Source organism: Streptomyces spiramenti, assembly GCF_012034385.1.
Lineage (GTDB): Bacteria > Actinomycetota > Actinomycetes > Streptomycetales > Streptomycetaceae > Streptomyces > Streptomyces spiramenti.
This window is the reverse complement of record NZ_JAAVJB010000009.1, coordinates 25,016-48,482: the sequence shown is the minus strand read 5'-3', so window position 1 is coordinate 48,482 and position 23,467 is coordinate 25,016. Positions and strand designations below refer to the sequence as shown.

Here is a 23,467-nt window from a genome sequence, read left to right as displayed (position 1 = left end):
AACGAGCAATGCGTCGGCTTAGGATGCCCGATACCGTCGCACGAAGGAATGAAACTCCATGACCGAGCACGATGCGGGCGAGACCGCCCCGAGAAACTTTCCGATGACCCGCGGGTGCCCCTTCTCCCCACCGGAGGAGTACGCGGAACTGCGCCGGCTGGGCCCGGTGGCCCAGGTGATGCTCCCCACCGGCCGTCGCGCCTGGGTCGTGACGGGGTACCGGGAGGTGCGGGCGGTGCTGGCCGACCCCCGGGTCAGCGCGGACGTCCGGCACCCGCAGTTCCCCGCCCTGGTCCCGGGCGAGCAGGAGGTGGGCGCCAGGACACGCCCGTTCATCCGGATGGATCCCCCCGAGCACACACGGTTCCGCCGGATGCTGCTCGCCGAGATGACGGTGCGGCGGACCCGGCGCATGCGGCGCGGGGTGCAGCGGATCGTCGACGAGCGGGTCGACGAGCTCCTGGCCGGTGGACCACCGGTGGACCTCGTGACCCACTTCGCGCACACCGTTTCCAGCACGGTGATGTGCGAACTGATCGGCGTCCGCCGGGCGGACCCGTGGTTCCGGCGCATCACCGGGACTCTCGGCTCCCAGGTGTTCGGCGGTGGCGCCAGCACGGCGCAGGGCGCGGCGGAGGGCATCGGCGCGCTGTCCGCCGTGATCGACGGGGTGGTCGCCGACCGTGAGCAGGCACCCGGCGACGACATGCTGAGCCGGCTCGTGACCGAACGGCTCCACACCGGCGAGATCAGTCGGGAGGAGCTGGTCACCACCCTCGCGATCCTGGTCGTGGCGGGCTGGGAGACGACCACCAACCAGCTCGCCCTGAGCGTGCTGGCGCTGCTGGAGAACCCCGGGCTGCTGGCGCGGCTGCGCGCCGACCCGGCCGCGTTCCCCGCCGCCGTCGAAGAACTCCTGCGCGTTCTGTCCGTCGGGGACTCCATCGCACTGCGGACTGCCACCGAGGACATACACGTGGGAGACCATGTCATTCCTGCAGGCGAAGGAATTATCCCCTTGTTGGCTTCAGCAAATCATGACGAGTCCGTTTTTCAGGAAGCGGAGACAATAGACATGGATCGCCAGGGAAAACAGCATGTGGCTTTCAGCTACGGCATTCACCAGTGCGTCGGTCAGAATCTCGCCCGGCTGGAACTGGTGACCGCTCTCAGCACCCTTGTGGACCGCATCCCGACGCTGCGGGCCGTGGCGCCCCTGCACACGGTCCGGTTCCGGCACGAAGGGATCGCCTTCGGGCCGGAACAGGTCCTCGTCACCTGGTGAGCACCGCCCGTTCCGCACCTCGCAGCACTCCGAGGTGCGGGACGGCGGCCCGGTGGCCGTCGGGCGGAGCCGCCAGCCGCAGCCCGGCCTCCTCGGCGACCTGCTCCAGCGTCACCGTGTGCCAGAGGTAGGAGTCGCGCACCTCGCGGACCAGCCGCTCCCCGGCGAACACCCGCCAGGTGGTGCGCAGTCGCATCAGCGCCTCCCCCGCAGGCTCGCCGGCCATCCACCATTCGTAGCGCTGGCTGCCGAGCCGGGCCTGGCGCAGTCGGGTCGGCGGCATGACGATCGGGGTGTACAGGCCCATGAGCTCGACCACCAGGGGCGCCCCGGGCGCGAGGGCAGCCGCCAGGTTCTCCAGCAGCGACCGGCGCTGGTCCGGAGGGAGGTGGCCGAGCACGCCGCAGGCGACCGCGCCGCTGATGCGGTCGGGCAACGCCAGGTCGGCGGCGGCCTCCGGTACGACGGTCACCCGCGCGGCGGTGCGCGGATCCTCCGCCATCCGGCTGGCGAGCACCGCCCGCATCCCGGCGGAGGGCTCCGCCGCGATGATCTCGCACTCCGGGTGAGCCAGCGCCACCTGGCGGGTGACCAGACCGCTGCCGGCACCGATGTCCAACAGCGGCCCCGCCGCAGGGTCGAGCCCCCTCAGGCAGGCGACCACCGCCGGCCCGGTGCGCCCGGTGTGATCCTGCGCCCCCAGGTCGAAGAACTCGGCGGGCCGGGTGTACCCGGCTCCCGGCGCGTTCGTGTCGGCGGCGGGCGGGGTGGGCGTGGCAGCCGCCGGCTCCGCCCTGTCCCCCTTGTCGGCAAGGGTCTGCCGGGTACCGCCGCCGGAGGGCACCCCGGTCGGCGGCCCCACCAGCTCCGAGACCGCCAGGACTCTCGGGGCAGCCGGGCGGATCAGCTCCGGCGGACCGAGGATCGCCATGAGGTCGCGCCAGGCCCCAAAGACGGCCAGGTCGTGCCGGGACTCCCGCAGTACGTCCACGTCGTCGCGGATCGCTTCCAGAACGCCGTCGAGCGCTCGCGTCACGGCAGCCGGCCACAGCTCGGAGAAGACCTCGTCGAAGCTGTGCCCGTCGGGCGCGCCGGCGACGACGGAGCTCGTCGGGAGCCGCAGCCAGGGTGCGTCCGGGCCGGAGCGGAACACGAGCCGGTGCCCCTCGTCACGCGGCGAGTGCATCCGGGGGTGCCACAGCACCGGGCCGTGGGTGTCCGCCAGCGTGAGGACGCCCCCTTCGGTCGTGACCGCGACACGGTGCCAGAACAGCGCGTGGTTGTCACGGTCCCCGGGATGGATCTGGTTCTGCACCCGCAGGGTGGTCGGCACATCGGCGATCGTGCCCTGCAGCGCGCGGACGGGCGCCCCGCCCCCGGAGCCGTCCGCCCCTGGGGAGACCTCCGCCAGCCGCCAGGGGCGGAGTCCGCCCAGGGCGCGCCCCAGGATGTCGACCAGCGGCGCCAGCACGTGCACCGGTGACGCCGCGTCCACGTGCAGCACCCGCTGCTCGGCGCGCAGCCGCCGAGCCGCGTCGAGGAAGGCACGCACCGGTTCGACATGCGGGTAGTGCGTGTTGACCCGGTACTGCATCCTGCCGCGCCGGGCGACGCGCAGGGTCTCCGCGAGCTCGTCGGGGTGCAGGGGGTGCTCCTGCAGCACGTGCACCCCCCGGCGCAGGAGCGCCTGCGCCAGCTCCGTGCCCTGCCCGCCCATGACGGCGGAGGGCACCACCACGCACGCCAGGCCGAGGTCGTCGGGGAGCTGGTCGAGCGCGGTCCAGCAGGGCACGCCGTGACGGCGGGCGAGGGCGCGGGACTGCGGGCTGCCGGTGGCGAGGATGCCGGCGAGCTCCAGGTCGGGGTGGGCGCTCACCGCGTCGACGTAGAAGCGGCCGAAGTTGGTGCCGGCCACCACCGTGCGCAGCGGGCTGCGCGAGGTACTCACAGTTGACCGTCCTCGAAGTCGCCGTGGCTGCCGGCGTCCGCCGCGCCCTCGTGGATCAGGAACTCCCCCGCCCCGTCGCGCTCCAGCGCAGCGATGGTCGGGGCGGGGTCGAGCACTTCGCCAGCGAAGTGCACGCCGGGGGCGATCCCGCCCGCGGCCAGGGCTCGCACGGCCTGAACGGCCACGGCCGCCGTGAGCCGGTAGCTGTCGTCCGTGCGCACCACGAGGGTGCGCCACTGCTCCGTGCCGGAGAGGGTGAGGACGAGCCGGTAGTACGGTTCGGCGCCGGCGAGGTCCGTGGCACCGGCTCGGACGATCCGGTCGATCAGCTCGGCGCGCTGCTCGGGGGTGTCCGCCGGCAGCGTGGGGAGCGCGGAGAACAGGGCGCGGACCTGGCTGCCGGGAAAGACGTTGTACCACTCGGCGTCGTCGAGTCCCTCGGCCCGGGCGGCGCGCTCGACCTCTGCCGTCAGCAGCGGTTGCCGCGCGACGGGTGACGGGAAGTACGGCACCTCGGCGCTCTCCTCGATCCGCAGCGCGCGCGGCACGCGCCGCCCCTTCCGCCAGGCGGCGAGGGGATGGCCGTAGGGCTCGCCGCCGGCGCCGCCGACACGCAGCGACAGGAGGATGTCGGCGGCGACGGTGCCGGTGGCGTGCTCCAGGCCGCCGGCGTGCGCGACGAGCCGGGTCGGGCGGGTGCGGTCCCCGGCAGCTGACTCCGTCAGGAGCCGGTGCGCCAGCCGGGACAGTCCGGGGACGGTTCCGGCGGAGAGCACGGCGGACCGGCCCGCCGGCACGGGCCCGGTCGCCGTCAGCGCCTCGTGCACCGGGTCGTCCCCCAGGACGTCGACGTAGTCGGCACCGGCGGCCAGCGCAGCCAGCGCGACGGTCTCCTTCAGTGCGTAGCTGGGGCCGGCGCAGTTGAGGACGATGTGGCAGCCCGCGCAGAACGCCGCGAGGGAGTCGGGGTCCGTCGCGTCGACCTCGCGGACCTCGTCATCGGTCCGGGCGTGCCTTCGCAGCGCGTCCGTGCGGCGTGCGCCGAGTCGCAGGGGGCCGTCGGCGGCGAGGGCGGCGGTGGCGTGGCGCCCGACCGCACCGGACGCGCCCAGAATGCCGATCACGGGGTGCTCCCTTCGATGACGGCGCGCAGGTGGGCGTGGACGGCGGGGACGTGTTCCCCGGTCATGCAGGTGAAGTGTTCGCCGGCGATCTCTCGGCTCTCCAGGTCGCCCAGGCAGATCTTCGCCCAGTGGTCGGTGATGGTGTCCGCGCTGCCGGGGAAGGGGTAGGCGCCGTTGTGGCGGAGGAAGGTGATGTCCCCCGGGTACGGCTCGGCGCGGTGCCGGCTCAGGGCGTAGGTGCTCTGCTGGTAGGTGCGCAGCGCCCGCAGCAGGCCCTCGGGCTGGTAGGTGCCCTCCAGAGCGGGCGGCAGCGCCTCGCACATGCGGGTGACGCGGGCCATGCGGGGGAGTGCTTCCAGTCGGGCGAACGCCTCGGCGATGTCGGAGAACTCCCCGCCGAGGTCGGTGAGGGCGCCGTCCTCGATGGCGTCGGGCGTCCGGCGGAGCACGGCTCCGACTGCGGCGCCCACCCGGTCGGAGTCGGCGGGGAACCCGATGTGCGCGAGGTCCATCCCCATCATCAGCGCGAAGGAGTACTCGGAGAGCAGCTCGTCGTCCATGCGGAAGGTGGGGCTGTGGCTGCTGATGACGGTCAGGCTGCGCACCGTGGCGCCTGCTTCGGCGAGGCCGCGTGCCACTTCGGTGGCGATGACGCCGCCCACGCAGTAGCCGACGACGTCGAAGGCGGTGGTGCCGGTGTCGAGCAGTGCGCGGGCGTATCGCGCCGCCTGCCGGTCGATCAGTCCGTCGGGGTCGGCGTTGAGGAACTCGTCCAGCTCGGGTATCTCCAGGCCCACCAGGCCGTTGCCGCCCGGTGCTGCGGCGCGTATCGCGGTGACCAGGGGACGGTACGGGAGGAGGGTGCCGGTGCCTGCGTGGACGAGGACGGTGACCGGCGCGTCGGGCTGCGGCGTGATCAGTTCGACGACCGGTGAGGTCGCCGCCGCCGCGCCCTGCTGGTCGGCCGAGACCTCGCGGAGGTACCCGGCGAGCCCGGCGACGGTGGGTCGGCGCAGCAGGTGGCGCAGGACGACCTCCCATTCCAGGTCCCACTCGGTGCCGTCGAGGCCGTCCAGCCCGTCGCGGAGACGTCCGACGATGCGGGCGACGAGGAGTGAGTCACCGCCGAGGTCGAAGAGGTCGTCGTCCCGACCGACCTCCGGGACGTCGAGCAGTTCGGCCCAGAGTGCCGCGACGGCGGTCTCCAGGGCGTCGCGCGGTCGGCCGTCCTCGCGGGCGTCGGGCTGCCGGTCCTCGCGGTCGGCGCGGGCCTGCAGCAGCGCCCGGTCGAGCTTGCCGTTGGCGGTCCGCGGCAGGGTGTCGACCAGCTGCCACCGGGTGGGGACGGAGTACTCCGGGAGCAGTTCCGCGCAGTCGCGGGCGAGGAGCGTCGACTCGACGCGGGCGCGCGCCGGGGTGGGCTGGACGAAGTACAGGCGGCGGCCGAGAGCGGCTGCCGCATCCGGGTCGGCGGGTACCTCGGCGGCGATCCTGCCTCCTCCGGCGGAGAGGAGCGCGGTCCACTGGTCCGCGGTGAGGAAGGACTGCTCGCCGTCGGCGCGGACGTCGGTGAATGGGCCGGCGTGCTCGGGAAGGAACTCGGTCGAGACCCGCAGGGCGTGGTCGTCGTCGTCGGAGTTCTGGAGCAGCACCAGCCAGCCGTCCGGAGCCACCAGGGTGCGCAGCCGCGCCAGCGACGCGGGGACGTCGGGCAGGTTGTCCAGCACGCCGACGCAGATGAGCACGTCCACGGAGTGGGGCTCGACTCCCTGCTCGGCGGGGTCGAGAGCGGGGTCGAACGCCGCGCAGCGCACGCGGGGGTCGTCCGCGTGGCGCTGCTCCACCGGCGCCCGGTGACGGGCGGAAGGATCGGTGGCGAGGTAGTCGACCGGTGCGTCCCCGAGTGCGGGGAGGAGCTCCGTGACGGCGCCGCCGCCGCGGAGGCCGACCTCCATCAGCCGGAGCGGCGAGTCCGCGGAGCGCCCGCGGGCCAGTTCGGTGACGCCCGCGACCAGTACCTGGTGCAGGGCGCGGGCTGCGGGGTTGGCGGTGTAGGCGGCGTGCAGCGCCTCGGCCGAGGCGCCGGCGAACGGCAGGGCCGCCGGGTCGGCACGGCCGGTGAGCAGGTCGGGCAGCACACCCGCGCAGCCGCGGACCATCGCGAACAGCTCGGTGCTCCACCGCGCTTCGCGTTCACGGGCGGCGGCGGTCTCCCAGAGCTGCTCGGTCTCGCCCGCCGCGGGAACGGCCGGCTCGCGGTGGCCGCCGTCCGGGTCCCTGACGATGCGGCCGGCGGCGACCAGGCCCCGCAGCCACCGGCGGACGAGCCGGTGGTGTTCGGGGAGGACGCCGAGGCGCTCGCACACCTCGGCGGCCGTCCGCGGCTCGCCCTCGGCGAAGGCGGGGGCCAGCGCCTCGGTCATGGCGGACAGCGCGGCCTCGTCGGTGGCGGAGCGGAACGCGGTGAGCGCCGCGAGGTCGACGGCTCCGAGGGCGGTGCCGGACGTCCGTGCCACCGTGGCCGCGAACTCCTCCGGAACCGGGGGTGTCTCCGGCAGGTGCGCGGGTTCGACGAAGGCGGTCAGTGCGCGCGGCGCCGGTGTTCCGCCGTCCGCGCGTCCGCCGGTGACGACCACGGCTGCGGCCCCCACGCCGGGGAGCGACTCGACGGTCGCCTGGATCTCACCGAGTTCGATGCGGTAGCCGCGGATCTTCACCTGGGTGTCGGCGCGCCCCTGGAACTCGATCCGGCCGTCGGGGTGGTAGCGGCCGAGGTCGCCGGTGCGGTACAGGCGCTCGCCCGTGACGGGGTGTTCGATGAAGGCGGCGGCGGTGCGCTCGGCGTCGCCGAGGTAGCCCTGTGCCAGACCCGCCCCTCCGATGTGGAGGTCCCCGGTGACGAGGTCGGGGCGTGCGCGCAGCGCGGCGTCCAGCACGTGGAAGGTCTGGTTGGCCAGCGGCGTGCCGTAGGGAATGCTGCGCCGCGCTGCGTCGGCGGCGGTCACCGGGTGGTGGATCGACCAAATCGACGCCTCGGTGGCGCCGCCGAGGCTCTGGACGGCCGCGGCGGGGGCCCAGCGGCGGACGGCCTCGGGGAGGGTGACGGGAATCCAGTCGCCCGAGAGCAGCATGAGGCGCAGGGAGGGCATCGGCGGGTCGTCGGCCCGGAGGTAGTCGTGGAGTATCTGCAGCTGCCCGGGGACGGAGTTCCAGACGGTCACCCCGGCCCGGCGCACCGTCTCGGCCCAGCTGGAGGGGTCGCCCCGGCGTTCCGGGTCGGGCATGACGACCGTGGCGCCGCGCGACAGCGGGCCGAACAGGTCGTAGACGGAGAGGTCGAAGCCCAGCTGTGCCAGGGCCAGGACGCGGTCCTCCTCCGTGACCGCGAAGCGGCGGTTGATGTCCTGGACCGTGTTGAGGGCGGCGGCGTGAGAGATCATCACCCCCTTGGGCGCGCCGGTGGAGCCGGAGGTGTAGATCACGTAGGCCAGGTCGTCGGGGTGGCGGTCGGGAGACGGCACCTCGGTGTCGTGGGCGGGGACCGCGTCGACCGGGAGGGTGGGGAGGGTGTGGCCCGACGCCGCCTCGTCGAGGAGCCAGGACTGGGTCAGGACCGCGCGGGCGTCGGCGTCGGCGAGGATCGCGGCGCGGCGGCGCGGCGGCTGGGTGGTGTCGAGCGGCAGGTAGGCGGCGCCGGCCAGCAGCACACCGAGCACTCCCGCGGCCTGCTCCCATCCCTTGTCCATGGTCACGGCGACGACCTGGCCGGGGGTGACACCCGTGGTCGTCAGGGCGCGTGCGACGCCGTTGGCGCGGGCGACGAGCTCCTGGTAGGAGACCTCGCGTCCCTGGTCCAGGACGGCGGTGCGCTCGGGGGTGCTGTGCGCGGCGGCGAGGACGGGTTCGTGGAGGAGAGCGCGGGGCAGCGGCGCGGCGGTGTCGTTGATCCGGGCGCGGACGGCGCGGGTGCGCTCGGGGAGGTCGATGCGCGCGGGCGCGGACCAGGCGTCGGCGTCGTCGGCCAGGCGGCGCATCAGGGTGGTGAAGGCGTCGAACAGGTCGTCCGCGACGCCGGGAGCGAGGACGCCCTCACGCACGTCCCAGCTGAGGGCCAGGCCGTCGCCCCGTTCCATCACCTGGCAGTCGATCCAGACTTGCGGGGTCTGGGTCTGGGCGTGGCGGACCGCCGCCTCGGGCTGCCGCATGGTCGCGGAGCCGAGGGTGCTGGTGAACACGATCGGCATCAGCAGGGTCTGCGACCCGCGCAGGCGTGCCATCTCGCCCAGGACCTGACTGCCGGTGAACAGGGAGTGCGCGAGGTCCTCCAGCAGGTCGGCGCTGAGTTCCCGGACCCGGTCGGCGAAGGCCAGTTCGGTGCCGAGGTCGACGGCGAGGAGTTCGACGGCGGTGAAGTCGCCGACGAGGCGGTCGACGTCCTCGTGCAGGGGGAGCCGGGTGAAGGTCGGCAGGTTGAGGGTGAAGGCGGTGTTTCGGCTCCACCGGCCCACGACCTCGGCGAAGGCGGTCAGCGCGGCGGCGGAGAGCGGGAGCCGCAGCTCCGCGGCCCTTGCCTCGAAGGCGGCGCGCTGCTCTGCTCCCATCACCGTCTCGTAGCGGCGGAACGGGCCCGGCTGTACGGGGTTGCCGGTACCGTCGGCCGCCATGGGGAGTTCGGGGGCGCCCGGCAGGTCGGGCAGCCGGCGCATCCAGTAGTCGCGGTGGCGGTTGTACTCGGTGGTGAGGGTCTGGCGGCGGCGCGCCAGGACGTAGTCGCGGAAGCCCAGCGTGAGCGGGGGCAGCGCCCGGCCGTGGTAGGCGTCCTCGAGTTCGGCGAGCACCACCAGCAGGCTGGCGTAGTCGACGATGAGCTGGTCGACGGAGAGGTGCAGCAGTAGGGCGTCGTCGCACTGCGTCATGCGGAGCTCGAAGAGCGGCGGGCGGTCGGTCGGCGGGACGCGCGAGGCGAGTTCCTCCCGGACCTCCTCCACCCGGCGCTCAACGGCGGCGGGAGCGGCTCCGCGCAGGTCGCGGACGGGGACCGGGGTCTCGGGGATGCTCGGCAGCACTTCCTGGGAGCCGTCGGGGTGCACGACGGCCCGCAGCATGTCGTGGCGGGCGACCGTCGCCCACCACGCGTCGTTCAGCCGGGCGGGGTCGGTGTCGGCCGGGTAGGCGAGTTCGGTGTACACGTGGCAGGCGACGCCGCCGTAGCCGTAGGCGCTGCCGCGGCCGACCAGGTAGGCGGCCTGGATGTCGGTCAGGGGGAACGGCTCGTGGGCGGCGGCCGGGTCGGGCACGAGTTCGGTGGCGCGGGCCCGCTCGACGAGGTGGTCGAGCACCTCCTGGCGGCGTGTGCGCAGCAGCGCGCGCCGGTCGTCGGTGAGGGCGCCGTGGGGCGCCCGGAACCGCAGCTTCCCCTCCTCCTCCCAGAGCCGGATGCCGTGTCGCTCGAACTCCGCGACGATCTCCTGCGCTCTCATATCTCTCCGCTTTCTTCGTCTGCCGTGTGGTCGGTCTGCATGTCGTTGATCCGGGCCGCGAGCTCGGCGGGGGTGGACGCGGCGAGGAAGGCCCGGACGGGGATGTCCGTGCCGAACTCCTCGTTGGCGGCCCCCACCAGCCGCAGCGCGATGAGGCTGTCGCCGCCGGCCGCGAAGAAGTTGGTGTCGCGGTCGGGTGGTGCGGTGTCGAGGAGGCGGGACCAGAGCTCCGCGACGCGGTGCTCGGTGGGGGTCCTCGGCGGGCCGCCGGTGTCCTGGTCCGCGTTCAGCAGGTCGGCGAGTGCGACGCGGTCGACCTCGCCGCGGGGGGTGGCGGGCAGGTGGTCCGGCGAGTCGAGGCTGGTGATCCGGGAGGGGACGGCGTGCGCGGGGAGGTGCGCCTCCAGGTGTCGGGCCAGTTCCGCGGTCCGGATGCCGCCCGGCACGACCACCGCGTGGGAGCGGGGGTCGGAGGCCGGTCCGGTGGCGACGAGGACGGCGTGGTCGACCGCCGGGTGGCTCTCCAGCAGGGTCTCGACGTCGTACGGGTCGACCGCACGGCCGCCGGCTCCCGGGAGCAGCCCGTGAACGGCGCGCAGTTCCAGCGTGCCGTCGGGGCGGTGGCGCGCCCGGGTGCCGGTGCGGTACCAGCGGGTGCCGTCGGTCGTCGTGAGCCGTTCGGGCGGTGTGCCCTGCGGAGTGCCGTGTGCGGGCCAGGCCAGCCACAGCTCGCCCGACACCCAGTCGGGGCGGTCCCGTCCTGCCGGGTCGGCGACCCGGTACCGGACGCCGCCCAGTGGGCGGCCCGCGGTGGCCGGGAGACCGCCGTCGGGCCGCGTGGCCGGCGGTTCGTGGGCAAGGCCCCACAGCGGCGTGCCGGGCACGGGGGCGAGGGTGACCGTCCGAAGGCCGGCACCCAACCGTGCGCGGAGGCGGGCGGGGAGGTCGTGGCCGACCCTGCTGCCGGAGACCGCGGCGATGCGTACGGCCGGGTCGGCGCCGGAGTGCGGGAGCAGGCGGTCCAGTTGCAGCGGCGTTCCGTTCCAGACGGTGGCTCGGTGCCGGGCGCCGAGCCGGGCCGCCGCCGCGGGGTCCTCCTGCTCCGTGGTGTTCGGCAGGATCAGGGAGGCGCCGGTGCCCAGCAGGCCGAAGAGGTCGAGCACGGCCCCGGCGGTGTCGGGTGGCGACAGGGCGAGGCCGCGGTCGTCGGCGCTGAGCGCGAGGAGGTCGCGCAGCTCGGCCAGGGCGTCGGCCACGGCCGCGTGCCCGAAGACGAGCGGTCCGTCCGCGGTGAGCCGGACCCAGGCCGGGGCGTCCGGGTCCGACGCGACGGGCGGGGCGGGGTCCGCCCCGCGGGTCAGCTCGTCCGGACGGAGGTGTGCGGGTCCGGTCGGTGAACCGGGGCGGAGGTCGGTGACGACGAGGGCGGCGCCGGCCGGCGGCTCGACGGCCTCCTCCGCCGCGTACGGCAGGGGGAGGCACGCCGCCCCCGCACCCAGGATGCCCAGAACGGCCGTCACCTGGTCGACGCCGACGGGGAGTCGGAGAGCGACGGTGTCCCCGGGGCGGACACCGTGCCGCAGCAGCCCGCCGGTGAGGAGGGAGACGCGCTGGGCGAGCTCCCCGTAGCCGACGGTGCGGCCCTCGGAGGTGATGAGCGCGGCCCGCTCCGGGTCGGTCCCGGCGTGGCGCAGCACGTCGAGGTGGAGCGGACCGGCGGTGGGCCGGTCGGCCGCCGCCGGTTCCTCGGCCGCCGGGTGCCGGGGCGGCAGCACAGCGGGGAGGGGGCCGTCGCTCCAGGGCTCGTCCGCGAGCCGGTGGAGCATGCGGCAGTAGGCGTCGAACATGGCGTCGAGGACGCCGGGGCGGAACAGGTCCTCCACGGCGTCCCAGCTGACCATGACGCCGCCGGCGGACTCGGTCACCTGGTTGTCGAGCATGACCTGGGGCGTCTGGGTGATGCCGAAGACCTTGGCGGGGAAAGATCCGCTGAGGTCCTTGGTCGCCCGGTCGCCGACCCCGACGGTGCTGCTGAAGACGACGGGCATCGCGGCCTCCACCGTGCCGGTGCGCCGGGCGAGTTCCTGCATGAGCCAGATGGCGGAGGCCTCCCGGTGGTCCAGGTCCTCACCCATCACTGCCTGGAGCCGGTGCGCCGCCTTGAGCCAGCTCTCGCCGGGGCGGGGCCGGTGGCCGATGAGGGAGACCGAGGTGAAGTCGCCGACCAGGCGGTCGATGTGGGGGTGGACCGGCAGCCGGTTGAACAGGGTGAGGTTCACCGTTACGCCGTCCTGGTCGCTCCAGGACGCCAGTACCTCGACGTAGCAGAGCAGCAGGACGACCGACGGGGTGAGTCCCTCGGTGCGTGCGCGGTCGCGGATCGCCTGCCAGCGGTCGGCGGGCAGGGGGCGGTCGCGGCGGGTGAACCGGGGCCGGGTGACGGCTCCCGGGTCGCCCGCGAGCGGGAGTTCGGGGGCGGGGGGCAGGTCGTCGAGCCGGCGCAGCCAGTAGGCGCGGGCCCGTTCGACGGCCGCGCGTTCCGGGACGATGTCGAGGACGTAGTCCCGGAAGGAGATGTCGACGGGCGGCAGCTGCGTCGCGGGGTCGGTGTGGAGCGCGTCGAGTTCGGCGTAGAGCGCCATGATGGACGCTCCGTCGAGCACCAGGTAGTCGAGTCCGACGGCGAGGCGGGTGCGAGTCTGCCCGTCGCGGTGGTAGCGGACGGCGCGCAGGTCGAACAGGGGCCAGCGGGTGGGGTCGAGGCGTCGGTGGGACGACTCGTGCCGCAGCGCGTCGAGCGCCGCGGTGGGGTCGGTGCCGGGGTCGACCTCGGTCACGGCGATGGTGTAGGGCGGCACGTCGGGAAGGATGCGCTGGCGGCCGTCGTCGTCGAAGACGGCGCGGAGCATCTCGTGGCGCGCGACGAGGTGGTGCCAGGCGTGTTCGACCCGCGGCAGGTCGACGTCGGCCCCGTCGAACTCGCTGTAGTGGTAGGTGCCGACCCCGCCGAGCGGCAGCCGGTCGTCGCGGCCGATCCAGAAGGCGCGTTGCACGTCGGTCGGCGGGAACGGTTCGTGGCGGCGGGCGGTGTCGCCGGCGCCGAGGGACTGTTCGCGGTTCGCACCGCGGGTGAGGGTCGCGGCGAAGTCGGCGAGCCGGGGCAGGGTGAACAGGCGCGCGACCCGGGCCCCGCCGGCGCCCCGCTCGCGGAGAGCCGCGATGGTGCGGGTGGCGAGCAGCGAGTCGCCGCCGAGGGTGAAGAAGTCGTCGTCGCGGCCCACCAGGGTGGCGCCCAGCAGCTGGGACCAGACCTCGGCCAGCGTCGTCTCGGCCCAGCCCACGGGGGGTTGGTGGGTCACGGAGGGGGTGGGCGCGGAATCGGCGAGGAGCTGCGCGGCCCGTCGGCGGTCGGGTTTCCCGTTGGCGGTCAGCGGCAGCAGGGGGACGACCTCGATGCGGGTGGGGACCATGTATCCCGGCAGTGTTCGGGTCAGCTCCTCCCGCAACGCGTCCACGGCGGGCGGTGGTGTGTCGGTGACACCCCCGACGACCAGCGCGAGCTGGACCGGGCCGGCGGTCAGCAGCGCGACCGCGCCGGCGACGTCCGGCCGACCGGTCACCGCCGCCTCCACCTCACCGAGCTCGATGCGGTGGCCTCGGAGTTTGACCTGGTGGTCGACGCGGCCGAGGAACTCCAGTGTCCCGTCGCCGTGGTACCGGGCGCGGTCCCCGGTGCGGTACCAGCGCCTGCCGCCGTGGTGGACGAAAGCGCGGGAGGTGCGTTCCGGGTCGTCGCGATAGCCGTCGGCGAGCCCGGCGCCGCTGAGCCACAGTTCGCCCGGGACCCAGTCGGGGCAGTCCCGGCCGCGGGCGTCCACCACCCGGGCCCGCATGTTCGGCAGCGGGACGCCCCAGGGGACGGGCGCCCCGTCGGGCAGGGTGTGGTCGACCTCGTGGACGGTGGAGTGCACCGCCGCCTCGGTCATCCCGCCGAGGGCGACGAACCTGGCCGCGGGGGCGAGCGCGCGCAGTCGCCCGAAGAGGTCGGGCCCGACCCGGTCGCCGCCCAGCAGGACCAGCCGGAGGCTCCCGCCGATGCCCGCGGGGTCGGCCTCGGCGGCGGTGAGGGTCATGTCCAGCAGCGCCGGCACGCAGTTCACGAGCGTGACCCCGTGCTCGCGGATCAACTTCGCCCAGTGCTGCGGGTCGCGGTGGGCGGCCTCTTCCACCAGGACGACCGAGCCGCCGGCCGAGAGCGGGCCGAACAGGTCGTAGACCGCCATGTCGAAGTCGAGTTCCGCGAGCGCAAGCCCGCGGTCCTCCGCTCCGACGGCGAACCGGTCGTTGAGGGCGGTGAGGGTGTTCATCGCCGCTCCGTGGGAGACGTCGACCCCCTTGGGCACGCCGGTGGAGCCCGAGGTGTAGATGGTGTAGGCGGTGTCGGTGCCGGGGTGGTCGAGCAGGGGCGCCGCGGGCTCGTGGGCGGCGGCGTCCGCGAGGGCGAGGACCTGGTGGGAGCCGTCGGGGGTTCCCGCCGCGGGGCGGTCGGTCAGCTCGGCCGCGACCTTCGCGGCGCGCAGGACGCGAGTGGCCCGGTCGGCGGGTTGGTGGGTGCCGACGGGCACGTAGCAGGCACCGGCGCCGAGGACGCCCAGCACGGCGGCGACCTGGCCGACGCCGCGGGGAAGACGGACGGCGACCGAGTCGCCTTGTCGCACCCCGGAGGCGAGGAGGAGCGCGGTGACGCGGCCGGCGCGGTCCCGCAGTTCCCGGTAGGTGTGGGGCTGCCCGGTCTCGTCGATCACCGCGACGGCCCGGGGTTGTGCGTCGGCGGCCCGGTGGAAGCCCTCGTGCAGCAGTCGGGGCGCGACGGCCGTGTCGGTGGCATTGGCCCGGTCGCGGACCGCGGCCTGCTCGGCGGGCAGTCGGGAGCCGACGGGCCGCGTCCAGGCCTGCTCGTCGTCGAGGAGTCCTTCGACCAGTGAGCGGTAGGCGTCGAACGCGGCGGCGGGGACACCGGGAGCGAACAGGCTCTCCCTGACGTCCCAGTTCAGCAGGATGCCGTCGTCGAGTTCGGTGACCTGGGCGTCCAGCCAGACCTGCGGACCCTGGGAGATGATCCACGACGGCTCGCCAAACGTCTCGCGGACCGGGCGGTCGTAGACCTCTCCCATGCCGAGGGCGCTGGTGTACACGACGGGGGCGAGCACGGGGGCGCCGCCGGACGCACGGGAGAGGTCGCGCAGCACGTCGACGCCGGAGTACGCGCCGTGCGCGATGGTGCGGCGGAGTTCGGCCTGGACGGTGCGTGCGGTGTCCGCGAACGGCTGCGGGCGGGTCAGGTCGATGTCCAGCAGGACGGAGCTGCTGAAGTCGCCGACGAGGAGTTCGGTGCCCGGGTGAGCCAGGTCGCGGTGGAAGAGCGGCAGGTTGAGGAGAAAGCGGGGTTCGGCGCTCCAGGCCGCGAGGGTCTCGGCGAAGGCGGTGGCCAGCACCGCGGTGGGCGTGAGCCGGTGTCGCCTGGCGTGGTCGAGCAGCAACTGCTTCCGCTCGGCGGACAGGTGGTGGTGGTGGCGCACCGTGCGGTGGTGGTGCGGGTCGCGGGCGGCCGGGTCCAGCGGGTCGGCCACGGTGGGGAGGCGGGGCGGGGCGCTGAGACCCTCCAGCCGGCCGCGCCACCATTCCCGTGCCGACGCGACGTCTTCCCGGCGGCGTTCCCGGGTTTCCCGGAGGTAGTCGCGGTAGGTGGTGCCCGGTTCGGGCAGCGGCACCTCCGGCTGTTCGTAGAGGTGGCGGAGGTCCGCCAGGACGACGCGCATGCTGGCTGCGTCGGCCCCGACCATGTCGAGGTCGAGGTGCAGCCGGGTGCGGCCCTCGGGGAGAAGGGTCAGGGCCACGTCGAAGACCTCGCCCTGCTCGGGGTCCATGCGCCGGTGGGTCCCGAGGTCGCGCAGCCGGGTGAGTTCGCGCTCGCGCTCCGCGGCGGTGCGGGCCGTGAGGTCGTGGCCGGTGACGGCGGGCTGCGCGGGTGCGGCTCGGGTGTGCTGGCGTCCGTCGTCGAGCACGGTCACCCGGAGCATGTCGTGGCGGCGGCGCAGGGCGGTGACCGCCGTCGCGAGCCGGTCGGGGTCGACTGCGGAGCCGTCGAGTTCGACGTAGAAGTGCGCGCCCACGCCGCCCAGCGGCTGGTCGTCCTGGCGCCCGATCCAGTAGGCGTGCTGCATGGCCGCGAGCGGGAAGGCCTCCGTGTCCTTGGCCGGTTCCTCCGGGAGGGCCCGTTCCGGCACCTCGGCGGGTGCGGGCACCGCCTTCGAGTTCGCCTGTGTTGCCGGCGCCGCGGGTGCTTGGGCAAGAGCGGAAACCCAGTCGCGGAGAGTCGCCGCCTCGGCCAGCTCCTCGTACCCGATGGCGACGCCCTGCCGCCGCCAGGCGGCAGTGAGGCGTATCAGCGCCAGGGAGTCGATCCCCAGGTCGAACGGGTCTGTTTCCGGGCCCAGTTCCTCCGCGGGGATCCCCAACGCCGCGGCCACTGCCGCGAGCACCTCCGACTCCCCCGGTCGTACACGGTCGGGTGCAGGTACGTCGTTCACGAGCTTCCAGTCCTCCCTCGCCCAGCCGACAGTATTTCAAATGACAATCATGTTCAAGTACCTTAACCTAGTCCCACGACGCCGAGGGATGCCACCGACTCCCACCACACCCGCCGCACCCACCGCGGAGAGGACGCATGACCACGACCCCAGCGACGACACCGGACCCACCCGAGGGACAGGACCGGCCGCCCTCCCCCAACTGGCCCGGCTGGCCCGCGGAGGCCGCGGAGCGGTACCGCTCCGCGGGGTACTGGAGAGACGAGTCGCTCGGCGACATCCCCGCCCACCAGGCCGCCCTGCGGCCGGACGCGATGGCGCTGGTCGACGGTGACCGCCGCTGGACCTACGCGCGGCTGGCGGCGGACGTGGCCGCACTGCACGGCTCCCTGTACCGGCTCGGACTGCGCCGCGGCGACCGCGTCATCGTCCAGCTGCCCAACCAGGCCGAGTTCGTCCTGCTCTGGTTCGCGCTCCAGCGGCTCGGCGCCGTCCCCGTCCACGCGCTGCCGGGACACCGCCGGCAGGAACTGACCCACCTGGTCCGCGTGACCGGGGCGGTCGGCTACGTCTTCCCGGACCGGCACGCCCGGTACGACCACCGCCGGCCGGCGGCCGACCTCGCCGCCGCGCACCCGGCGCTGCGGCACACCGTTGTCGTGGGCGACCCGGGCGGCCACACGGGAATGGTGCGGTTCGAAAGCCTGCTGGGTGCGGAGGCGTCCCACCCCGTGCCCGCAGAGGCGTCGGTAGCCGCCGACGACCTCGCCCTGCTGCTGCTGTCGGGCGGGACGACGGGAACGCCGAAACTCATCCCGCGCACCCATCAGGACTACGGCTACAACGCCCGCGCGGCAGCCGGGGTCTGCCGTCTGGGGCCCGCCTCGGTGTACCTCGCGGTCCTGCCGATCGCCTTCAACTTCACGATGAGCTGCCCCGGCATCCTGGGAACGCTGCAGGCCGGGGGCACGGTCGTGGTCTGTCCGAGTCCGGACCCCGCCACCGCGCTGGCGCTGGTCGAACGGGAGGGCGTCACGATCACGGCCGTCAACCCGCCGCTGGTGCCGCACTGGCTGCGTGAGGCGGAGGAGGGCGGCCACGACCTGTCCTCCCTCGCTGTCCTCCAGGTGGGGGCCGCGCGGCTGGCCGACGACCTCGCCCGCCGGGTCGGCCCCTCCCTCGGCTGCCGACTGCAGCAGGTCTTCGGCATGGCGGAGGGGCTCCTCAACCTCACCGGCCTCGACGACCCGGAGGAGACCGTCTGCACCACGCAGGGGCGGCCGGTCTCCCCCGGGGACGAGGTACTCGTCGTCGACGGTGACGGCGCCCCTGTGGCCGACGGACGGACCGGGGAACTGCTGACCCGCGGCCCCTACACGCTGCGCGGCTACTACCGGTCGCCGGAACTCGCCGCCAGCCACTTCACCCCGGACGGCTTCTACCGCACCGGCGACCTGGTGCGCAGACTGCCCACCGGACACCTGAACGTGGTGGGCCGGGCCAAGGACCAGATCAACCGGGGCGGGGAGAAGATCGACGCCACCGAGGTGGAGGGCCACCTGCTGGCCCATACCGCGGTGGAGGCCGCGGCCCTGGTGGCCGTGGCCGACACCGAGCTCGGAGAGCGGTCGGCGGCGTTCCTGGTGTGCAACGGGCCGGGCCCAGGAGTGCGGGAGCTGGCCCGCTTCCTGCGCGACCGCGGGCTGGCCGCCTACAAGGCCCCGGACCGGGTGCACGAGATCACCGAACTTCCCCTCACCCCGGTGGGGAAGATCGACAAGAACGCGCTGCGGCAGCGGTTGCAGGAGAACGGCACCCCTGACGCCACCGGTGGCGGGCCGGGGCGGACGCCGTGACCCCGGAGGCGTCGCCCGCCCCGCCGGGCGGGGCCGCCGCGCGCGTCCTCGTGGACCGCACCGCCTGCATCGGCTCGGGCCAGTGCGTGCTGGCGGCGGAGACCGTCTTCGACCAGAGCACCGAGGACGGCCTGGTGGTGCTGCTCTCACCCGTCCCGGGCCCCGGCGAACTGGACGACGTCCGCGACGCGGTGGACCGCTGCCCCGCCCGGGCCATCGAGCTCGCGGGCGGCCCCCCACCCGGCGGAGGCGCCCCGGCGTAGGGGCGCTTCGCGCCGATGACACAGGCCGCCACACGTCTGCCCCGACCCGCCCGCGTGCCGGGGCAGGCGGCGACGGTCGCTCAGTCCCGGGAGCGGGCGGGCGGCACCAGCAGGCCGTGACGCAGCTCCAGCACCCGGTCGGCGGTGGCGGCGACCGCCGCGCGGTGGGTGATGAGCAGGACCGCGAGGTCTCGCTCGATCCGCAGTTCCGCCAGCAGCGCCAGCACCCGCTGCTCGGTCTCCGGGTCGAGCGAGGCGGTCACCTCGTCGCAGAGCAGCACCTGCGGTGCCGCCGCGAGGGCCCGCGCCAGGTTCACCCGCTGCCGTTCCCCGCCGCTGAGTTCACCGGGCAGTCGCCCGGCAGCCGTGGCCGGCAGCGCGACGGCCCGCAACAGCTCCGCCGCGGGCTCCGGAACGAGGCCGCACCGCAGGGCCGCGCGGCGCGCCCGTCGCAGCGCGACGGCGACGGTCTCCCGCGGGTTGAGCGCACCACGGCTGTCCTGGTCGACGTGGGCCACCAGCAGCCGGTCCCCGCCGCGTCGGCGGGTGACGGGCCAGGGGCACGGCTCCTCCCGCAGCCACAGCCGACCGGCGTCCGGCACCAAGCCGCCCGCGAGCACCCGCGCCAGCGTCGTCTTCCCCACTCCGGACGGCCCCACCACGGCCACGCACTCCCCCGCACGCAGGTCCAGGTCGGTCCCCCGCAGCGCCGGCTCGCCCCCGTGGCCTGCGGTGACCCCCTCCGCACGCAGCAGGGGGGCGCCGGCCGGACGGGGCGGTTCCGCGGGCAGGCGGACCGCGGCGAGAGGTTCCGGGGCCGGGGGTCCGGGCCGGTCGAGGCCGTCGAGCGGGCCGTCCCCGAGGCTTCCCGCCTCCACGGTCAGCCGGCGGGTCGTCAGCTCGGCGACGATGTCGTGGTCGTGGCTGATCAGCAGCATCGCGACCGCGCCGGCCCCTCGGCGCAGCAGCCGGACCAGCTCGGCCGCGGCCCGCGCGTCCAGGCCGCTCGTGGGTTCGTCCAGCACGAGGAGCTCCGACCCGGCCAGCAGGGCGGTGGCCAGCGCGACGCGCTGCGCCTGTCCTCCCGAGATCTGGTGCGGGAAGGCCCGCGCGAGGCCGGGGTCGAGCCCGAGGTCGCCCATGACCGCCTCACGGGCGGTCGGCAGCCCGTCCCGCGGCACGCCCGCCCGTCGGGCGGCCCGGTCCAGGACCCATCCGACCCGTCGTTCGGCGGGCAGGGCGCTCGCGCAGTCCTGCGGCACGTAGGCGGCGGCGCGGCCCCGGACCCGGCACGCCCCGGCGGTGGTGAAGGGGTCGTGGCCGGCCACCCGGACCGAACCTCCGGTGCGGGTGATCCCTGACCTGGTGTGTCCGAACAGGGCGTGCGCCAAGGCGGTCTTACCGGACCCGGAGCGGCCCACCAGGCCGACCCGCTCCCCCGGGCGGATCGTCAGCGAGCAGTCGGCGAGCACCACGCCGTCGGCGGAGGTCAGCTCCAGCCGTGTGACGTCGACGAGGTTCACGAAGGAGTCCTTTGCGGGGGGTGCTGCGGACGGGCGGGTGCGGTGAGGCGGTCGGCGAGCAGCGTGGTGCCGAGGGCCAGCAGCACCAGGAGGAAGGCCGGGGCAAGCGTCGCCCAGGGTTGGGCGGCGGCTCCTGCTGCGTTCTCCCGAACCAGGCGGCCCCAGTTGGCCTCGGGTGCGGGGGCACCGAGGCCGAGAAAGCCGGCGGTGGCGCAGAGTTGGGTGGCCGCGATGAAGCGCAGCCCCGCCTCGGCCCAGGCCTCGCGGGCGATGTTGGGCAGGATGTCGCGCCGGGCCACGTCGAGTCTGCCGTCGCCGCGCGCCAGCGCCGTCCGCACGTAGCCGAGTTCGGTGAGCCGTGCGGTGGCCGTGCCGATGACGCGCACCGAGAACGGGACGCTGACCAGGGTCACCGCGACGAGCACGGCGAGGTCGCTGCCGGGGCTGCCCGCGGCTGTCAGCAGGACGACCAGCAGACCCGGGACGGCCGCGACGCCGTCGACCAGCCGCAGCAGCCAGGTGAGGGGTCCGCGGCGGGCCAGGCCGGCGAGGGTTCCGATCAGCAGCCCCACGGCGCTGCCCAGCGCGGTCGCCGCCAGTGCCTGCAGCAGCAGGGTGCGCCCTCCGTGTGCCGTCCTCGCGAGGACGTCCCGTCCCAGGAAGTCCGTGCCCAGCAGGTGGCCGGCGCCCGGAGGCTGGAAGGGCGCGGCGATCCGTTCCGTCGGTGAGGACAACGGCAGCCACGGCCCGATCAGCGCCAGCGCGGTGAGAAGAACCAGGAGCACGAGCAGCAGCCGCCGCGGCCCGGAGCGGGTCACCTGAGCCTCCGCTCGCCGCGGAGGCCGGTGGCGGACGCGGAACGCGACCGCACGTCGAGCAGGCCCGACACGAGGTCACCGAGGAGGAGTACCAGGAGGGCGGTCCCGGCGAGTGCCAGGCCGAACCCCTGCACCACGGCGGTGTCCCGGTAGGCGACGGCCCGCGCCAGCTCACTGCCGACGCCGGGGTAGTTGAACAAGGTCTCCACCACCAGACTGCCGCCCAGCAGGCCGGCGGTGGTGACCGCCAGTCCCTGGACGGCCGGGGCGGCGGCCGGCAGCACGTAGGACCAGGCGAGGCGGGGCCCTCTCTCGCCCGACAGCCGGGCCTGCTCCACCGCGGGGCTCTCCGCCGCGGTCGCCACGGCAGCCCGCAGCAGTCGCGTGGCGATCCCTACTCCCGCCAGGAACAGGCTCGCGACGGGCAGGACCAGTGCCTGCGGATGCTGCCATGGGCTGTCGCCGAGCGGGATCAGCGACACCGCGGGAAGCAGCCCGGCGCCGTGGGCGAACACGGCCAGCAGGGCGGTCGCCAGCAGGAACTCCGGCAGTGCCAGGAGCGTCACGGTCCCCGACGACACCAGGCGGTCCACCGGCCGCCCCGACCGCAGACCGGCGAGCAGTCCGAGCACCGTCGCGGCCACGGCGATGCACGCGACGGCGGTCGCCACCAGCAGCACCGAGCTCCCGAAGCGGGAGGCGAGCATCTCCCCCACCGGCCGCCCGGCCGCGGCGGACCGGCCCAGGTCGCCGGTGAGGGAGTCCCCCAACCACGCCAGGTACCGCTCGACGACGGGCCGGTCCAGGCCCAGCCTCTCGCGAAGTTCGGCCCGCTCCCCGGCGGTGGCGTCCGCGCCTGCTGCCGTGCCCGCCGCGTCTCCGGGCAGCGCGTCGGTGGCCAGGAACAGCGCGGCCGAGAGCAGTGCCATGGTCGCCAGCGCGGTGCCGACACGCACCAGGAGGAAGTGGGTCACGCCGAGGCGAGGCGCGCGGCGGAGAGGTCGGGGAACTGGAGATGCCGCACGCCGCTCAGCCGGTCGGTGTGGGCGTCCACCGTGGGGACGAACACGGGGATGATCTGGTTGCCCTGCTCCCACAGCAGCTGCTGGGCGCGATGCGAGGCATCGGTGCGCTGTGCCGCGTCAGGTGCGCTGCGAGCGGTCGCCACCAGCGTGTCGACCTCCGGGAAGGTGCCCGGCGTGTGGTTGGCCTCGAAGGGGGCGGGCGGGTTGTAACCGGCGGCGAAGGGGAGCTGCTGGTACGCCTCGTAGTCGGCGTAGAGCTGACCGGCGGGCAGCTCCACGAGAGTCGCCCGGACGCCGATCTCGCGCAGATTCTCGACGATGAGAGTGGCCGTCTCGACCATGCCGGGAAGTTCCGGCCCGGCGGTCAGTTCGACCGACATGCCGTCGTGACCGGCCGCGCGCAGCAACCGCCGCGCCTCGTCGGGGTCGTGGAGGCGCTGTTCCAACGAGGAGTCGTAGCTCGGGAACCCGATGGCAGGCACGTCGTTGCCGATCGCCGCGCGCCCGAAGTACACCGTGTCGACGACTGCCTGACGGTCGACCGCGAGACGGAACGCTCGGCGGACTCGCTCGTCACGGAAGGGCTCGTGCTCCAGGTTCATCTCGAAGCGCAGGTTCGAGAGATAGGGCGCTTCGCCCGCGCTGACCTCGAAGCCGCTCTCTTCGGCGAGGCTCTGAGCGCTGTAGGGCGACACTCCGCTGACGAAGTCGGCGGCGTCTCCCCGGAGGGCGTTGACGCGAGCCTCCGCGTCGCTGATGGAGAGCAGGTGTATCTCGTCGGGCCCGTTCCCGTCCCCGAACCAGTCGGGGTTGCGACGCAGCACGGTCTGCTGCCCGGCTTCGAAGCCCTCGATGAGGTAGGGCCCGCAGGAGGGAGTGCGGGGACTGAATTCGGTCGTGCCGTCCTTGATGACCAGCATGCTCTGGCAGAGCAACAGGCGGCCGTCCGCGATGGGGCTCGCCGTGGGCAGCCTCACGGTGCGTGCGTCGAGTCTCTTCGCGGCGGAGAGGTCGAATCCGCGTCCGACGAGCCGGGTGAACGGTAGTCCCTGCAGTTCGTCGGGGGCGCGCAGCGAGTAGAGCAGGTCGTCGGAGGTGACCGGGGAACCGTCGGAGAAGGTGAGCGCCTCCCGTAGCCGCAGGGTGTAGGAGGTGAGGTCGTCGTCGATGTCGATCGACTCCAGCGCCCCGAGGCTCACTCCGTCGGGCTGTGCGGGGTCGATGGCGCCGAGCGGCGCATGGACGAGTCGTGCGCGGACGAAGTCGAGCGCGGACGGGCCCACGAAGTAGTTCAGCGTTTCGGCACTACCGCCGCCGGCGAACGCCGCGCGGAGCGTGGTGGCCGCGCTGCCGCCGGAGGGTGCGGCGGGTTCGGCGGAGCAGGCCGTCAGCAGACCGGACAGGCCGGCCGCGGCAACGGCTCCGATCCCCAGAAATCCTCGACGGGACAGTTCACTCACGGTGGTTCCTTGCTGCTGTGGGCGGTACGGGCTTCTCGATGAGGAAGCCGGGAGGGCTCGCGAGCCCGGAGGTCCTGCGAACCGGACCGCGGCGG

11 protein-coding genes are annotated in these 23,467 nt (G+C 74.4%); 3 read left to right on the top strand and 8 right to left on the bottom strand.

All coding sequences use genetic code 11. From position 1 onward, the window contains the following. Window positions 1-58 precede the first annotated feature (58 nt). On the top strand, window positions 59-1,285 hold the full coding sequence (locus HCJ92_RS02590; RefSeq protein ID WP_167931725.1) for a cytochrome P450: 1,227 nt from the start codon (window positions 59-61) through the stop codon (window positions 1,283-1,285). Here the strand turns inward: HCJ92_RS02590 and HCJ92_RS02585 are convergent. The 4 genes from HCJ92_RS02585 to HCJ92_RS02570 are packed head-to-tail and all read right to left on the bottom strand — an operon-like array spanning window position 1,275 to window position 16,427. Continuing rightward, window positions 1,275-3,233 carry a Gfo/Idh/MocA family oxidoreductase gene (locus tag HCJ92_RS02585; RefSeq protein ID WP_167931724.1) on the bottom strand — a complete coding sequence of 653 codons (1,959 nt, stop codon included), beginning with the start codon at window positions 3,231-3,233 and terminating at the stop codon, window positions 1,275-1,277. The genes HCJ92_RS02590 and HCJ92_RS02585 overlap by 11 nt on opposite strands. Beyond that, the gene (locus tag HCJ92_RS02580; protein WP_167931723.1) at window positions 3,230-4,357 is read right to left on the bottom strand and encodes an NAD(P)H-binding protein; all 1,128 of its coding nucleotides are present in this window, start codon (window positions 4,355-4,357) and stop codon (window positions 3,230-3,232) included. The genes HCJ92_RS02585 and HCJ92_RS02580 overlap by 4 nt, the downstream gene beginning before the upstream one ends. Next, window positions 4,354-9,837 (bottom strand): non-ribosomal peptide synthetase, encoded by a 5,484-nt coding sequence (locus HCJ92_RS02575; RefSeq protein WP_167931722.1) that lies wholly within the window; start codon window positions 9,835-9,837, stop codon window positions 4,354-4,356. The genes HCJ92_RS02580 and HCJ92_RS02575 overlap by 4 nt, the downstream gene beginning before the upstream one ends. Further along, entirely contained in the window at window positions 9,834-16,427 is a 6,594-nt protein-coding gene (locus HCJ92_RS02570; protein WP_338053982.1) for an amino acid adenylation domain-containing protein, read from the bottom strand. The genes HCJ92_RS02575 and HCJ92_RS02570 overlap by 4 nt, the downstream gene beginning before the upstream one ends. Before the next feature lie 137 nt (window positions 16,428-16,564). Between HCJ92_RS02570 and HCJ92_RS02565 the strand changes: the two genes are divergently transcribed. Together HCJ92_RS02565 and HCJ92_RS02560 are read left to right on the top strand one after the other, a co-directional pair. Next, window positions 16,565-18,283 carry a (2,3-dihydroxybenzoyl)adenylate synthase gene (locus tag HCJ92_RS02565; protein WP_167931721.1) on the top strand — a complete coding sequence of 573 codons (1,719 nt, stop codon included), beginning with the start codon at window positions 16,565-16,567 and terminating at the stop codon, window positions 18,281-18,283. Further along, window positions 18,280-18,546, top strand: coding sequence for a 4Fe-4S domain-containing protein (locus tag HCJ92_RS02560; protein WP_167931720.1), 267 nt, complete (start codon window positions 18,280-18,282; stop codon window positions 18,544-18,546). The genes HCJ92_RS02565 and HCJ92_RS02560 overlap by 4 nt, the downstream gene beginning before the upstream one ends. An 80-nt stretch (window positions 18,547-18,626) precedes the next feature. On the opposite strand, the gene HCJ92_RS02555 is transcribed toward HCJ92_RS02560, so the two are convergent. The 4 genes from HCJ92_RS02555 to HCJ92_RS02540 are packed head-to-tail and all read right to left on the bottom strand — an operon-like array spanning window position 18,627 to window position 23,372. Next, a complete protein-coding gene (locus tag HCJ92_RS02555; RefSeq protein ID WP_167931719.1) occupies window positions 18,627-20,069 on the bottom strand; it encodes an ATP-binding cassette domain-containing protein in 1,443 nt (480 codons plus the stop codon). Further along, window positions 20,066-20,887 (bottom strand): ABC transporter permease subunit, encoded by an 822-nt coding sequence (locus HCJ92_RS02550; protein WP_167931718.1) that lies wholly within the window; start codon window positions 20,885-20,887, stop codon window positions 20,066-20,068. The genes HCJ92_RS02555 and HCJ92_RS02550 overlap by 4 nt, the downstream gene beginning before the upstream one ends. Then, entirely contained in the window at window positions 20,884-21,861 is a 978-nt protein-coding gene (locus HCJ92_RS02545; RefSeq protein WP_338053981.1) for an ABC transporter permease, read from the bottom strand. Before HCJ92_RS02545 ends, HCJ92_RS02550 begins: the two co-directional genes overlap by 4 nt. After that, entirely contained in the window at window positions 21,858-23,372 is a 1,515-nt protein-coding gene (locus tag HCJ92_RS02540) for an ABC transporter substrate-binding protein (protein WP_167931717.1), read from the bottom strand. The genes HCJ92_RS02545 and HCJ92_RS02540 overlap by 4 nt, the downstream gene beginning before the upstream one ends. Between the last annotated feature and the right edge of the window lie 95 nt (window positions 23,373-23,467).